12 protein-coding genes are annotated in these 15,273 nt (G+C 69.0%); all 12 read left to right on the forward strand.

All coding sequences use genetic code 11. The features are described from left to right. The first annotated feature begins 27 nt into the window (after positions 1-27). The 12 genes from HSX43_RS09480 (at position 28) to HSX43_RS09535 (ending at position 15,266) form a co-directional block, all read left to right on the forward strand. The gene (locus HSX43_RS09480; protein WP_179379883.1) at positions 28-2,145 is read left to right on the forward strand and encodes a hydantoinase/oxoprolinase family protein; all 2,118 of its coding nucleotides are present in this window, start codon (positions 28-30) and stop codon (positions 2,143-2,145) included. Continuing rightward, positions 2,142-3,827 carry a hydantoinase B/oxoprolinase family protein gene (locus tag HSX43_RS09485; protein WP_179379884.1) on the forward strand — a complete coding sequence of 562 codons (1,686 nt, stop codon included), beginning with the start codon at positions 2,142-2,144 and terminating at the stop codon, positions 3,825-3,827. The genes HSX43_RS09480 and HSX43_RS09485 overlap by 4 nt, the downstream gene beginning before the upstream one ends. A 57-nt stretch (positions 3,828-3,884) precedes the next feature. Continuing rightward, a complete protein-coding gene (locus tag HSX43_RS09490; protein WP_179379885.1) occupies positions 3,885-5,270 on the forward strand; it encodes a cryptochrome/photolyase family protein in 1,386 nt (461 codons plus the stop codon). A 67-nt stretch (positions 5,271-5,337) separates the two neighbouring features. Then, entirely contained in the window at positions 5,338-6,549 is a 1,212-nt protein-coding gene (locus tag HSX43_RS09495; RefSeq protein ID WP_179379886.1) for an SAM-dependent methyltransferase, read from the forward strand. Continuing rightward, the gene (locus HSX43_RS09500; RefSeq protein ID WP_179379887.1) at positions 6,549-7,010 is read left to right on the forward strand and encodes a TrgA family protein; all 462 of its coding nucleotides are present in this window, start codon (positions 6,549-6,551) and stop codon (positions 7,008-7,010) included. Before HSX43_RS09495 ends, HSX43_RS09500 begins: the two co-directional genes overlap by 1 nt. A 16-nt stretch (positions 7,011-7,026) precedes the next feature. After that, positions 7,027-8,142: an NUDIX domain-containing protein gene (locus HSX43_RS09505; protein ID WP_179379888.1), complete on the forward strand. Its 1,116-nt coding sequence runs from the start codon at positions 7,027-7,029 to the stop codon at positions 8,140-8,142. 53 nt (positions 8,143-8,195) lie between these two features. Further along, positions 8,196-9,221 carry a cysteine synthase A gene (locus HSX43_RS09510; protein WP_179379889.1) on the forward strand — a complete coding sequence of 342 codons (1,026 nt, stop codon included), beginning with the start codon at positions 8,196-8,198 and terminating at the stop codon, positions 9,219-9,221. Then, entirely contained in the window at positions 9,218-11,569 is a 2,352-nt protein-coding gene (locus HSX43_RS09515; protein WP_179379890.1) for a mechanosensitive ion channel family protein, read from the forward strand. The genes HSX43_RS09510 and HSX43_RS09515 overlap by 4 nt, the downstream gene beginning before the upstream one ends. Beyond that, positions 11,566-12,282, forward strand: coding sequence for an alanyl-tRNA editing protein (locus HSX43_RS09520; RefSeq protein ID WP_179379891.1), 717 nt, complete (start codon positions 11,566-11,568; stop codon positions 12,280-12,282). Before HSX43_RS09515 ends, HSX43_RS09520 begins: the two co-directional genes overlap by 4 nt. Before the next feature lie 159 nt (positions 12,283-12,441). Beyond that, complete coding sequence (locus HSX43_RS09525) at positions 12,442-13,383, forward strand: LacI family DNA-binding transcriptional regulator (RefSeq protein WP_407929374.1); 942 nt, start codon at positions 12,442-12,444, stop codon at positions 13,381-13,383. Next, on the forward strand, positions 13,380-14,399 hold the full coding sequence (locus tag HSX43_RS09530; RefSeq protein ID WP_179379893.1) for an extracellular solute-binding protein: 1,020 nt from the start codon (positions 13,380-13,382) through the stop codon (positions 14,397-14,399). The genes HSX43_RS09525 and HSX43_RS09530 overlap by 4 nt, the downstream gene beginning before the upstream one ends. 42 nt (positions 14,400-14,441) lie before the next feature. Continuing rightward, entirely contained in the window at positions 14,442-15,266 is an 825-nt protein-coding gene (locus tag HSX43_RS09535) for an ABC transporter permease (RefSeq protein WP_179379894.1), read from the forward strand. Positions 15,267-15,273: the final 7 nt, after the last annotated feature.

The following is a 15,273-nucleotide window of genomic DNA, read 5'->3' on the forward strand; positions in this document are numbered from 1 at the left end:
TCCGGGCCGTTCCGGCTCACTCCGGCCATGACGAACGACCATGCGCCCGGCCCCGACCCTTCCATCCGCCTCGGCGTCGACATTGGTGGCACCTTCACCGATGTCGTGCTGGAGGTCGGGGGCAGGCCTTATTTGACCAAGGTGCTCACGACCTACGCCGCGCCGGAAGACGCGATCGTCGAGGGGATGCGGCAGGTCTGCGCCAAGGCGCGGATCGCGCCGGACGAGATCGGGCAGATCATCCACGGCACCACGCTCGCCACGAACGCCCTGATCGAGCGGCGGGGCGCGAAGACCGCGCTCATCACGACCGAGGGCTTTCGCGACGTGATCGAGATGCGGACCGAGAGCCGCTTCGAGCAATACGACCTGAACCTCGAACTGCCCGAACCGCTCCTGCCGCGACAGCGCCGCTTCACGGTGCCGGGCCGCGTCGATGCGACGGGGGCGGTGCTCGTGCCGCTTGACCGGAGCGCGGTGGAGGCCGTGGTGGACCGCATCGCCGAGGGCGGCTTCGAGAGCGTCGCCGTGGGCCTCATCCATTCCTACCTGAACCCTGCCCAAGAGGACCTCGTGCGTGAAGTCCTGGCGGCGCGGCTGCCCGATGTGTCGGTCTCGATCTCCTCCGAGGTTTCACCGCAGATGCGCGAATACGAGCGCTTCAACACCGTCGTCGCCAATGCCTACATCAAGCCGCTGATGGCCTCCTACCTCGGCCGGCTGGAGGCGCGGCTCGCGGAGGAGGGGGTGACCTGCCGCATCTTCCTGATGCACTCGGGCGGCGGCATCATCTCGATCGCGGATGCGGCGGCCTTCCCCGTGCGGCTGGTGGAGTCCGGCCCGGCGGGCGGGGCGGTCTTCGCGGCGCATGTGGCCGCGCGCCACGGCCTCGACCGGGTGCTGAGCTTCGACATGGGCGGGACGACGGCCAAGATCTGCCTCATCAAGGACCGGACGCCCAAGACGAGCCGGGTCTTCGAGGTGGCGCGCAGCTATCGCTTCAAGAAGGGGTCGGGGATGCCGATCTCGATCCCGGTGATCGACATGGTGGAGATCGGGGCGGGCGGCGGCTCGCTCGCCCACGTGGATGCCCTCCGGCAGATCCGCGTCGGCCCCGAGAGCGCGGGATCGGAGCCCGGGCCGGCCGCCTATGGCCGCGGCGGGGCGCGGCCGGCGGTGACGGACGCGGACCTCGTGCTGGGCAAGCTCGACCCGGACGGCTTCGCAGGAGGCTCGATCACGCTCGACCCGGGCGCCGCCGAGGCGGCACTCCGCGCGGAGGTGGGCGAGACGCTCGGGATGGGCGCGCGGGAAGCTGCCTTCGGGGTGGCCGAGGTCGTGGACGAGAACATGGCCAATGCCGCCCGCGTCCACGCGGTCGAGAACGGCGAGGACCTGAGCGACTACACGATGATCGCCTTCGGCGGCGCGGCACCGCTCCACGCAGGGCGGCTTTGCGAGAAGCTCGGTATCGCCCGCTGCCTCGTGCCGCCGGGCGCGGGGGTGGGCTCCGCCATCGGGTTCCTGCGCGCGCCCTTCAGCTTCGAGGCGACGCGGTCGGTCTACATGACGCTCTCGGCCTTCGACGCAGGCCTGATCGGCACGCTCCTCGAAGACCTGACGGCGGAGGCGACGGATTTCGTGCGCGGCTGCGATGCCGACAGCCCGATCGCGACCGAGGTGAAGGTCTACATGCGCTACGCGGGGCAGGGGTGGGAGATCCCAATCGCGCTCTCCCCCTCGGAGGTCGCGGCCCCCAAGGCGGAGACGTTCAAGACCCGTTTCGAGGCCGACTACGCCAGGCTGTTCGGACGCACGGTCGCGGGCCTCGACATCGAGATCACTGTCTGGGCCGTCAACGCGACGACCCCGCCGGAGCCGGTTGCGCCGGTCACCGCCATTGACCCGGACGCGGCAGTTGCCGCCGAGATCGCGACGGCGCGCCCGATCTTCGACCCCGCCGTGGCCCGAACCGTCGACGCGGCGGTCCTCGCCCGCGACACCCTAACCGAGGGCACGTCTGTCGCCGGGCCCGCGGCGATCACCGAAGCAGAGACGACCATCATCGTCCCGGCAAGTCGCACCGCGATCCGGCAGCCCGATGGCTGCATCGACCTCGTGGAGACCGAGGGAGGGACGTCATGAGCGAGGTCGCCCATCAGGTCATGTGGAACCGCCTGATCTCGGTCGTCGAGGAACAGGCGCAGGCGCTCGTCCGCACCGCCTTCTCCACCTCCGTGCGCGAGGCGGGCGATCTCTCGGCCGGAGTCTATGACACCGGGGGCCGGATGCTGGCGCAGGCGGTGACCGGCACGCCGGGCCACGTCAACGCGATGGCCGACGCGGTCGCCCATTTCATCCGGCGCATCGGACGCGAGAACATCCACGACGGCGACGTCTACATCACCAACGACCCGTGGGAGGGGACGGGCCACCTGCATGACATCACCATGGTCACGCCGTCCTTTCACCGGGGCCGCCTCGTCGGGTTCTTCGCCTGCACGGCCCACGTGGTCGACATCGGCGGGCGCGGCTTCGGGGCCGACGCGCACAGCGTCTACGAGGAGGGGCTCTACATCCCGATCATGAAGTTCGCCGACCGGGGCCGGGTGGACGAGACGCTCCTGCGGATCGTCCGGGGCAACGTGCGCGAGCCTGATCAGATCGTGGGCGATATCCACGCGCTGGCAAGCTGCAACGAGATCGGGCACCGGCGGCTCGTGGCGATGATGGAGGAGTTCGGTCTCGCGGACCTGGAGGGGATCGCGGCGTTCATCCTCGAGAACTCCCGCCGGGCGACGCTCGAACGCATCGCCGCCCTGCCGCAGAGCGCGGCGACGGGGGAGATGACGGTAGATGGCTTCGACACGCCCATCACCCTGCGCGTCCGGGTGAGCGTTGAGGGCGACCGGATCGTCACCGACTTCGCGGGCACCTCGGGGGTGGACCCGAAAGGCATCAACTGCCCATTGGTCTATGCAAAGGCCTATGCCTGCTACGCGCTCAAGGTCGCCATCGCGCCCGAGATCCCGAACAACGCGGCCTCGCTCGCCCCCTTCGAGGTGACGGCCCCCGAGGACACGATCGTCAACGCGCGGCACCCGGCCCCCGTCGCGCTGCGCCACATCGTCGGGCATTTCGTGCCGGACGCGGTCTACGATGCCTTCGACAAGATCCTGCCCGGCGTCGTTCCAGCCGAGGGGGCGGGGTGCCTCTGCAACTTCCAGGTCAGCCTGCGCCCCGTCACGGGCGGCACGGGCCGGCGGGCAGAGGTCCTGACGTTCAACTCGGGCGGCTCGGGTGCGCGGCCCGAACACGATGGCCTCAACGCGACGGCCTTTCCCTCCGGCGTGATGACCATGCCGATCGAGGCGACGGAACATGCCGGGCCGGTCATCATCTGGCGCAAGGAGCTGCGCCCGGATTCGGGTGGCGCGGGCCGACGGCGCGGCGGGCTGGGGCAATACATGGAGGTCGGCGCGCGGACGGGGCACGAGTTCGACCTGCAGGCGATGTTCGACCGCGCCGACCACCCCGCCCGGGGGCGGCAGGGCGGCGCGAGCGGAGCCCCCACGACGATCGCGCGCGACGACGGGGCGGCGATGCGTCCGAAGGGCAAGCAGTTCGTGCCCGAGGGCCGCCGGGTGCGGATGGCCTTCCCGGGCGGCGCCGGCTACGGCGACCCCACCGAGCGGCCGCGCACCCTCGTCCTGCGCGATCTGGCGCGGGGGTATATCTCGGAGGCGGCCGCGGCCCGCGACTACGGGCTGAGGCCGGAGGAGATCGCCGCCGTCGCGGCCGCGGTGGCCCGCGGCGAGGAACCCTGACCCCTTGCCCCCGCCGCGCGGGGCCTATGTGTCGGGGCAACACGGCGGGAGGGCGCGATGAAACCGATCATACTCTGGCTGCGGCGGGACCTGCGGCTCAGCGACAATCCCGCGCTCGACTGGGCCGTGGGGCAGGGGCGGCCGGTCATCCCCGTCTACGTCCTCGATGAAGTGGTCGAGACCTGGGGCGCGGCCCCCGCCTGGCGGCTGGGCCTCGGCCTCGAGGTCTTTGCCGACGCGCTTGCCGAGGCCGGCTCGCGCCTCACCCTGCGGCGGGGCAAGGCGCTCGACGTGCTGCGCGCGCTGGTGGAGGAGACCGGGGCCGACACCGTCGTCTGGAACCGGCTCTACGTCGCTGACGAGCGCGCCCGCGACACCGAGGTGAAGGAAAAGCTGCGCGACGACGGGCTGACCGCGCGGTCCTTCCACGCCCATGTCCTCTTCGAGCCCTGGACGGTCGAGACCGGGTCGGGCGGCTTCTACAAGGTCTATACGCCGTTCTGGAAATCCGTTCGCGACCGGGAGGTGCCGGCGGCGCTCACGGCGCCGTCGAAGATCGAGGCCCCGGAGCATTGGCCCGAGAGCGACGCGCTGGACGACTGGGCGCTTGGCCGCGCGATGCGGCGGGGCGCGGCGGTCGTCGCAGACCACCTGCACGTCGGCGAGGCCGCGGCCCAGACCCGGCTCGGCACCTTCATCGCCCATCGCATCGACGCCTACGACGATGCCCGCGACATGCTGGCCGAGGATGGGACGAGCGGCCTGAGCGAAAACCTCACCTACGGCGAGATCAGCGCGCGCTCCTGCTGGCACGCCGGGCAGCGCGCCATGGCCGATGGCAAGAAGGGGGCCGAGACCTTCCTGAAGGAGATCGTCTGGCGGGATTTCGCCCATCATCTCGCCTACCACACGCCGGAGCTTCTGACCGAGAACTGGAAATCGGAATGGGATGCCTTCCCCTGGCGCGGCGACGGGGAGCGGGCGGAGGCCTGGCGGCGGGGCATGACCGGGCTCGACGTGGTCGATGCGGCCATGCGCGAGGTCTACGTGACGGGGCGGATGCACAACCGCGCGCGGATGCTCGTGGGCAGCTACCTGACGAAGCACCTGATGACCGACTGGCAAGTCGGGCGCGACTGGTTTGCCGATGTTCTCGTGGATTGGGACCCGGCGTCGAACGCGATGGGCTGGCAATGGGTGGCGGGCTCCGGCCCCGATGCGAGCCCCTTCTTCCGCATCTTCAACCCCGAGACCCAGGCCGGGAAGTTCGACCCCGAGGGGGCCTACCGCGACCGCTGGCTGGGCGACGAGAGCTTCTTCGCGGCCATCCCGAAGAGCTGGGACATGGACGCCGAAACCACCCGCCCCGAAGAGCCCATCGTCGGCCTCTCGGAAGGGCGGGAGCGCGCGCTTGCGGCCTACAAACAACGCGACGTAGGGTAAAGCAGGCGTAAGGTCTTGCCTTGCGGCGCTTTCGGGTGATCTTCTCCCCCACAAGACCGGGGGGCCCATGGACGCGATAACGACGACGGACGGACAGCCGAACCTGCCGCGCTACTTCAAGCGGTGTTTCGCCATGGCGCAGGGCGCGCTCTCGGGCCGGCTCGATGTGGTGCTGGCCGACGGGCGCCGCTTCCGGCACGAGGGCAAGCTGCCCGGGCCGGTGGCCGAGATCCATTGCACCCGCGACGACGTCTTCACCCGCCTCGTGCGCGAGGGCGACATCGGTTTCATGGAGTCCTACATGGACGGCGACTGGACGACGCCCGACCTGCAGGCCGTCTTCGACTACATCAACAAGGAAGGCGACGTCCTGATCCAGAAATTCCCGGGCCTCGCCTGGGTGCAGGCCTACGAGAAGCTGCGCTTCTGGCTCCAGCGGAACACCAAGGCGCAGGCGAAGAAGAACATCTCGGCCCACTACGACCTCGGCAATGCGTTCTACGGGCTCTGGCTCGACGACACGATGACCTATTCCTCGGGGATCTTCGAGCCCGGGCAGCAAAGCCTCGAAGCCGCGCAGCACGCCAAGTACAAGTCCATTGTCGACCGCATGGGTGTCGCGGCCGGGGACCACGTGCTGGAGATCGGCTGCGGCTGGGGCGGCTTCGCGGAATATGCCGCGGGCGAGCGAGGGTTGCGCGTCACCTGCCTGACGCTCAGCCGAGAGCAGTTGAGCTACGCCGTGGAACGCATCGAAAAGGCAGGACTGTCCGATCTGGTCGAATTCAAGCTGCAGGATTATCGCGACGAGCGCGGCACCTATGACGGCATCGCCTCGATCGAGATGTTCGAGGCCGTGGGTCAGAAATACTGGCCGACCTACTTCGAGACGCTGCGCGACCGGTTGCGCCCCGGGCGTCAGGCGTCGCTGCAGATCATCACCGTTCCGAACGAGCGGTGGGAGACCTATTCCAACCAGGTCGATTTCATCCAGAAGTACATCTTCCCCGGCGGGATGCTGCCCGCGCCGAAGAAGCTCGACGAGCAACTGGCGCGCGCCGGGCTGGAGGATCGCGGCTCGATCACGCTCGCGAAGGACTACTCGATCACGCTGCGCCGCTGGTTCGACACCTTCAACGACCGCTGGAGCGAAGTGGCCGCACTCGGCTTCGACGAACGCTTCCGCAAGATGTGGAACCTCTATCTGACGGGCTGTGCCGGGGCCTTCGAATATGGCATGTGTGACGTGATTCAGATGACCGTCCGGAAGCCCGCCTGATGCCCACCCCCGCGAAACTCGTTTCCGCCGTGCTCTTCGCCGCGCTGTGCTGGTTCGTCGCCGACTCCATCGTCCGCTACACGCTCGAGGAGGGTGTCGTCGTCGGCCCCTTCCGCGAGGTGCTGGCGGCGGGGGGGCTCGTCGTCGGCTGGCGCACGATCGGCACGGCCGCGACCGGGCCTGTGGGCCGGGGCAACACGATCCCGAACGTGATCACCGCGGGCGTCGCGGCGGCCTTCATCCTGATGGTTCTGGCGCTTCTGATCCATTCGTTCGGCGTGATGATCGTCGAGTCGCTCAACGGCTCCTACAATTCGGTGGGCAAGGGAGCGTCGGCCTGGATGGGCTTTCTCATGAACGATGCCCGTACCATCGCGCATCCGGTGGTCCTGGGCCTGCTCTTCGGGGGCGGCGCGCTGATCGGCCTCGTCGCCGGCGTCGTCGGCCAGCGCACGACCTGAGCATCCCAGCAACCCGATGGCGCGGTATTTCCTCTTCGGCACCCTCATGTGGGACGACCTGCTGCTCGACGTCGCGGGCGAGGACGTCGGCTGCCTGCGTGCGCGGCTCGACGGCTGGTCGGTGGAGCGGGCGGCGGCGGGCGACTGGCCCGTGCTGGTGCCGGGGGGCGCGGCCCGGGGCTACCTGACGGCCGACCTGTCCGAGGCCGCCCGGGCTCGGCTCGACTGGTACGAGGAGGCCTTCGGCTACGTTCCCGCAGACGTGACGGTCGAGGGACCCGAGGGCCCCGTCGCGGCCCGTGTCTACCGCGAGAGAGACGGGGCCGGCGGCAGCGGAACACCCTGGTCGCTGACCGACTGGATCGCCCGTCACGGCGCGCGGACGCGCCTTGCCGCGGCGGAGATCATGCGGGGAAGGGGCCGTGTCTCGACCGATGACATCCGGGCGCGGCGCAAGATCATACAGTCCCGCGCGCAGGCGGTCGTCGATGCACGGGCCTACCGCCGCCCGGCGACCAAGGGGGGCGAGCTCGGAGCGGCGGATGTGACCGTGGAGGCGCTGCGCCACCCCTATGACGGCTTCCACCGGGTCGAGGAATGGGTGATCGACCATCCGCGTTTCGACGGCGGCCGCTCCGGCCCGATCGACCGGGCGATCAGCCATGTCGCCGATGCCGCGACCGTATTGCCCTACGATGCCGTTCGCGACCGCGTGCTGGTGGTCGAGCAGATCCGCGTCGGCGCACTGGCGAAGGGCGATCCGCAACCCTGGCTTCTGGAACCCATCGCCGGGCTCATCGACGCCGGCGAGAGCGCCGAGACGACGGCGCTGCGCGAGACGGAGGAGGAGGCCGGCGTGAAGATCGCCGCGCAAGACCTTCATTTCGTTGCGCGTTATTACCCGAGTCCCGGAGGTCTGGCGCAGGTGCTCCATTCCTATGTAGCGCTCTGCGATCTGCCGGACGATCTGGCCCGCCTGCACGGCCTTGCCGAGGAGGGCGAGGACATCCGCGCGCATCTGCTGCGGCTCGACGACCTGCTGGCGATGATCCCAACAGGCGAGGCCGCGAACGCGCCGCTGATCCTCTCCGCGCAATGGCTTGCGCTGCACCGCGGCGGGTTGCGCGGTTGAAGCGGCAAACCGGGCCGTCTAGGCAGGAGCGAGACTTGCGCCCGGAGGCCCCGATGACCCATCAGAACCTTGTAGACGCGATCGGCAATACCCCCCTCATCCGCCTCAACCGCGTGAGCGAGGAGACGGGCTGCGAGATCCTGGGGAAGGCCGAATTCCTGAACCCCGGCCAGTCGGTCAAGGACCGGGCCGCGCTCTACATCATCCGCGCCGCCGTCGCGTCGGGCGAGCTGAAGCCGGGCGGAACCATCGTCGAGGGCACAGCGGGCAACACCGGTATCGGCCTCGCGCTCGTCGGCGCGTCGATGGGCTTCAAGACCGTCATCGTCATCCCCGACAGCCAGAGCCAGGAAAAGAAGGACATGCTGCGCCTCGCCGGGGCCACGCTGGTCGAGGTGCCGCCGAAGCCCTACCGCGATGACAACAATTACGTGCACTACGCCCGCCGCCTCGCCGCCGAACTTGCCGAGACGGAGCCCAACGGCGCGATCTTCGCCAACCAGTTCGACAACGTCGCCAATCGACAGGCCCATATCGAGACGACGGGGCCGGAAATCTGGAAGCAGACGGGCGGCAAGGTCGACGGGTTCATCTGTGCCGCCGGTTCGGGCGGGACGGTCGCGGGCGTGGGCAGCGCACTGCAGCCCAAGGGCGTGAAGGTCGGGATCGCCGACCCGATGGGGGCCGCGCTCTACAATTTCTACACCGAGGGCGAATTGAAGTCCGAGGGGTCCAGCATCTCCGAAGGGATCGGGCAGGGGCGGATCACGGCGAACCTCGAGGGCTTCACCCCGGATTTCTCCTGTCAGGTCAGCGATGCGGAGGCCCTGCCGATCGTCTTCGACCTTCTGGAGTACGAGGGGCTCTGCATGGGCGGCTCGACCGGCGTCAACATCGGCGGCGCGGTCAAGATGGCGCGCCACATGGGGCCGGGGCATACCATCGTGACCATTCTCTGCGACTACGGCTCGCGCTATCAGTCTAAGCTGTGGAACCCCGCGTTCCTGCGCGAGAAGGGCCTGCCGGTGCCCCATTGGCTCGACGGCCCGGCGCGCGAGGTGCCGACGGTCTTCGCATGATCCGCAGCGCGCCCATGACCTGGCTGATGCGCGGGCTTTCGGCGCTCGTCCTGGTGGCGACGTTCGCCTTGGCCGCGCTGGCGCAGGAGGCCGACCCGGAGGGGCAGGGCGACTGGCCGGCCCTGCGCGATCGGGCCGAGACGGCGCTCGCCTCGGAGGAGGTGTCGGTCGATGCCCTCTCGACGCTGCGCGCCGCGCTCGTCGAGCAGCGATCGGTCTTCGAGGAGCGGATGAACGAGGGCTCGGGCCGGATCGCGAGCGTGCGCGCGCAGATCGACGCCCTGGGGGCTCCTCCGGCCGAGGGCGAGGAGGAACCACCGGAGATCGCGGAGGAGCGCGCCGTCCTCGACGCCCGGCTCGAAGAACTGCTGGCTCCCGTGCGCGTGTCGCAGGTCGCCTTCGCCGAGGTCGACGGCCTCATCAGCGAAACTGATCGGCGGATCGAGGCGGCCTCGGCCGAGCGGACGCTGCGCAAGGCACCGGTGCCGATCAATCCGATCCACTGGGGGCCGGCGGCGTCGGAACTGACGGGATGGCTTGCGGCTCTCGGCCGCGACCTGTGGCAGCCCTTCTCCAGCCCGACGGCCCGGGCGGCCTGGATGTCGCGTGGCATCGAGCTCGGCGTTCTCGTTTTACTGTCCATCGTGCTCATCTGGCGCTCGGGTGTCTGGCTCGGACGGCTGCGTGACCGGGTCGCTCCGCGCGAGGGCGAGAGCCCCGGGGTGCGTGTCGTCCTGATGGCGATCTCGCTCGCGCGGCTTGTCCTGCCGATCGTCGGGCTCGGCGTGGTGGCGCGGATCGTCGACCTGATGGGAACCGAGGGGCTGCGAATCGACGTCTTCACCGACCTGCTGCCGGCGGTCGGCGTGATCGTCTTCTCGACCCGCTGGCTGGCGTTGCAGGCGCTCCCGCGGCGCGAAACGGCGCCGGCCTTCCTCGACATCGGGTTTCAGGGGCGGGCCGAGGCGCGCTGGCACGCCCTCATACTCGGCGTACTCCTCGCCGCGGCCCTCGTGATCGAGGAGATCGCGCCGCAGACCTCGCGCCCCGAGGTGCTGCGCAGCGTGGCGCTCTTCGTGCTGCTGGTGCTGGGGGGGCTCAATGTCGTGCGCCTCGGCCAGATCTTCCTCGCCGAAGGCCGGACGGACGGTGAGAGCGAGAGCGAGGGCTTCTGGCCGCAGGTCCTGCGCCTTCTCGGCCGCGCGCTGATGGTGGTCGGCATCATCTCGCCCCTCGTCGCGGCGCTCGGCTACGTGAACCTCGGCAACGCGGTCCTCTGGCCGGCGGTGCTGTCGCTCGGGCTCGTGATGCTGATCGGGATCGCGCAGTCGCTGGTCTTCGACCTCTATGCCGTCGCCAGCCGACGGACGGATACGGGCCGCGACGCGCTGCTGCCGACGCTCATCGGCTTCATGCTGGCGCTGGCCGCTGCCCCGTTTCTCGCGCTCATCTGGGGCGTGCGGCCCTCGACGCTGGCCGAATGGTGGGCCAGCTTCATGCGCGGCTTCTCCGTCGGCGGAACCGAGATCTCGCCGGCGAACTTCCTGACCTTCGCCATCGTCTTCGTGATCGGGTTCCTGGTCGTGCGCCTCATCAAGGGCGTTCTGCGCACCAACATCCTGCCGAAGACGCGGATGGATTCGGGGGCTTCGAACGCCGTCCTGTCGGGCACGGGCTACGTCGGCATCACCCTGGCCGCCCTCATCGCGATCACCGCGGCCGGCATCGACCTGAGCGGCCTCGCCATCGTCGCCGGTGCCCTCTCGGTCGGGATCGGCTTCGGACTGCAGACGATCGTGCAGAACTTCGTCTCGGGCATCATCCTGCTGGTCGAGCGGCCGATCAAGATCGGCGACTGGGTCAAGGTCGGCGCGATCGAGGGCTTCGTGCAGCAGATTTCCGTGCGCTCCACCCGCATCGAGACCTTCGACCGGCAGGACGTGATCCTGCCGAATGCCGATCTCATATCGGGCGTGGTGACGAACTACACGCTGCGCAACAACTCGGGCCGCGTGGTCGTCACCGTCGGCGTGGCCTACGGGTCCGACACGCGGCGGGTGCAGAAGATCCTCGAGGAGGTGGCCGAGGCGCATCCGATGGTCATCCTGAACCCCGCACCGCTCGTCACCTTCGACGGCTTCGGAGCCGACAGCCTCGATTTCACCGTGCGCGTCGTGGTCCGCGACATCCTCTTCAAGGTCATCGTCGCCTCGGAACTCAACCACGCCATCGCCGAGCGGTTCGCCGAAGAAGGGCTCGAGATCCCCTTCGCGCAGCGCGACCTCTGGCTGCGCAACCCCGAAACCCTGCGCGAGGCCACGCACGCGCCCGACCCGGAGTCCCCATGACCGAAGCTCTGTTCCGCGCCGACGCCTATCTGAAGTCGGCCAGCGCCCGCGTCGCCCGGCTCACGCCCGAGGGCGGCATCGTGCCCGACCGCTCGATCTTCTACGCCAAGGGCGGCGGTCAGCCCGGCGACAGCGGTGCGATCACCTGGGACGGCGGGCGCTGCGAGATCGCGGGGGCGGTGAAGGGCGAGGGCGAGGAGCTGATCCTGGTCCCGGCCGAGGAGGCCGCGCTGCCGCCCCCGGGAGCCGAGATCGAGATGTCGCTCGATTGGGAGCGCCGCCACCGGTTCATGCGGATGCACACGGCGCTGCATCTTCTATCGGTCGTCGTGCCGCTGCCGGTGACGGGCGGTCAGATCGGGGCCGAGAAGTCGCGGCTCGACTTCGGCATGCCCGAGGTGATCCACGAGCGCGATTTCATCCAGGCCCGCCTCGGTACGCTCATCGCCGAGGATCATCCCGTGACCGAAGAGTGGATCACCGAGGCCGAGCTCGACGCGAACCCCGGTCTCGTCAAGACGCTCTCGGTCCAGCCTCCGCGCGGGGCAGGGCGTATCCGTCTCGTGCGCATCGGCGCGGGCGACAGCCCGGTGGATCTGCAACCCTGCGGCGGCACCCACGTGCGATCGACGGCAGAGATCGGCGCGATCCAGGTCGGCAAGATCGAGAACAAGGGCAGGTCGAACCGCCGTATTTCGCTGACTTTCGGATGAGGCGTACGCGGGCGCAGCAAGCGGCGCGTCCGCTTGACGATATTTATTCGAGGGTTGGTTAATCATTTAACCTAAACGTTGACTTCACGGACCCTCTGATTAATCGTTCAATCAGAGGGTCCGATGGTCAGTATCAAGAAGATCGCGCAGGATATCGGTGTGTCGACGGCGACCGTCTCGAACGCCCTGACGGGCAAGGGGCGCGTCTCCGAGCAGATGGTCGCGCGGATCCGCTCCCGGGCCGAAGAGCTCGGCTACCGCCCCAGCACGGTCGCACGCGCGCTCAAGACCGGCCAGACCGGGATCCTCGGGCTCGTCATGCCGGACCTGACGAATCCGCTCTTCCCCCGCATCGCGCAAATGCTCTCCATCGCCGCCGACACGCGCAAATTCGGCATCCTGATCGCCGACTCGCGCGGCAGCCCGCAGGAGCAGACCGAGGCGCTCCGGCGGCTGCTCGACCGGGGCGTCGACGGGCTTCTGATCGTCCCGCAGAAGGGCACCACGCCCGAGCCGATGCCCGTCCCGGTCGCCGTCATCAACACGGCCTCCGATCCCGCCAATTCCGTCTCGGCCGATCATGCCGGCGGCGGGGCGCTCGTCGCCCGGCACATCGCCGACATCGGGCATCGCCGGGTCGTCATCCTCGGCGGAGACGCCGTCTCCGAGGTCCAGCAGGATCGTATCGCCGGAATGACGCGGGCGCTGCCGCCGACGGTCGACGCCCGCATCATGTGGGGCGACGCCGGCATCGAACGCGCCGTCGCGGAGGTCCAGGCCGGCGCGACCGCGATCCTGACGACCTCCGACCTGATCGCCCTGCGGGTCCGCTCCGAACTCATGCGCGCGCAGATCCCGGCCCCGGATCAGGTCAGCCTGACCGGGTTCGACGACATGAGCTTCGCGCCAATCATGCACCCCGCGCTCACCACCGTCGCGCAGAACGTCGACGAGATCGCCGCCCGCGCCATCGACATCATCTCGACCAAGATCCGGGGCGGCACGCACCCCCGGGAGGGCGAGACCGTGCCGATGCGGCTCGTCGTCCGGCAATCCACCTCCATCCCGAACCACCCCGCCCAAAGGAGACCTTCCCGATGACCAAGAGCCTCGCCGCCCTGACCTTCTCCGCCGCGCTCGTCGCAACCGCTGCCGCCGCGCAGGAGACGCTGACGATCTCCGTCTATTCCTTCGCCCAGGACGCCTACAAGGAGGCGCTCTACGACCCCTTCGAGGAGATCTGCGGCTGCGAGCTCGTGATCGAGACGGGCAATTCCGTGGAGCGCATGGCCAAGGTCGAGGCCAATGCCGCCGATCCGGTGATCGACCTCGCGGTCATCTCCGCCCACGACGCCCTCAGCCTCGCGGAGAAGGGCCTGCTGCAGCCGATCGACCCGTCGCGGCTGTCGAACTTCGACAAGCTCTATCCCGCGGCCCGGGATCCGCTCGGCGACAACATGGCCGTCGGCTACACGTTCTACGCAAGCTCCATCGTCTACCGCGAGGATCTGATCGACATCGACAGCTGGGCCGACCTCCTGGGCGACGATCTGGCCGGCAACGTGGCGCTGCCCAACATCACCGGCACCCAGGGGCCGCTCACGCTGATGATGCTCGACAAGGCCGCCGGCGGGGACGGCAGCGATTTCTCCGGCACGATCACGGCCGTCGGGGAGGAGGCGGACGACATCGTCACCTTCTACTCCCGCTCCTCCGAGCTCGCGCAGCTGATGAACCAGGAGGAGGTCATCGCCGCACCCGTCGGCCGCTTCGCCTGGAGCCGGTTCAAGAGCTCCCCGCTGCCCTTCGCCTGGGCGGAGCCCGCCGAGGGCCAGGCCGGCGGCATGAACGTGATGATCCTGACGGCCGACAACGGCAACGAGGAGCTGGCCTACCAGCTGATGGACTACTGGCTTTCGACCGAGGTGCAGACCCGCATCGCCGAGGCGCTGATCGACAGCCCCGCCAACGCGGAGGTCGTGGTCAGCGACGAGGTCGCCGAGAACCTCACCTACGGGGCCGATCTCATCAATTCGCTCAACATCCTCGCACCGGACGCCATCATCGCGAACCGCAACGCCTGGGTCGAGCAATGGAACGCCGAGGTCATCCGCTGAAGCGGGCCACGGGCACGGGCGCCGGCACGAGAGGACAACCGGATGTTTCTCAACCGCTCCGAAGGTCTGGCGCTCGCGCTGCCCGCGGCCCTCTTCACCTTCCTCGTCTTCCTCGTGCCCGTGGGCATCCTGCTGTCGGTCGCCTTCCAGAACGAGGACGGCGCGCTCAGCCTGCGGGGCTACCTCGACTTCTTCGCCCAGCCCCTGAACCGCGCGGTGTTCCTGCGGACGCTGAAACTCGGCGTCCTCGTCGCGCTGACCTCGGCGGTGATCGGGTATCTGGCCGCCTTCTGCATCGTGAACCTGCCGCCCGCCTCGCGCGGGCGCATCTTCGGGCTCGTCGTCCTGCCGCTGATGATCTCGCCGGTGGCACGCACCTACGCCTGGATCGTGATCCTCGGGCGCACCGGGATCGTGAACGACGTCGTCGTCGGTCTCGGCCTGTCCGACACGCCCCTCCGGCTGCTCTTCACCGAAACCGCGGTCTTCATCGGGCTGCTTCAGCTCTTTCTGCCGCTGATGATCATTTCGCTCGTCTCCTCGATGGAAAACATCCCGAAGGACGTCGTCCCCGCCGCCCGCGTGCTCGGTGCAAGCTGGCTTCAGGTCTTCGTCCGCATCATCCTGCCGCTGACGAAGGAGGGGCTGGTGATCGGCGGAACCCTGGTCTTCACCGGGGCGCTCACCGCCTATATCACACCGGCGATCCTCGGCGGCTCCAAGGTCCTGATGCTGGAGACCCTGCTTTACCAGAAGGTCAACGTCTCCAACGACTTCGTCTCCGCCAGCGTCATCGCGATGATCCTGATCGTGATGTGCTTCTCCGCCAACCTCGCGCTCAAGCGCGTCGCCTCGGTCCGGAGGTAGCCCGCCC

This window comes from Jannaschia marina (genome assembly GCF_013404595.1).
GTDB classification, from domain to species: Bacteria; Pseudomonadota; Alphaproteobacteria; order Rhodobacterales; family Rhodobacteraceae; genus Jannaschia; species Jannaschia marina.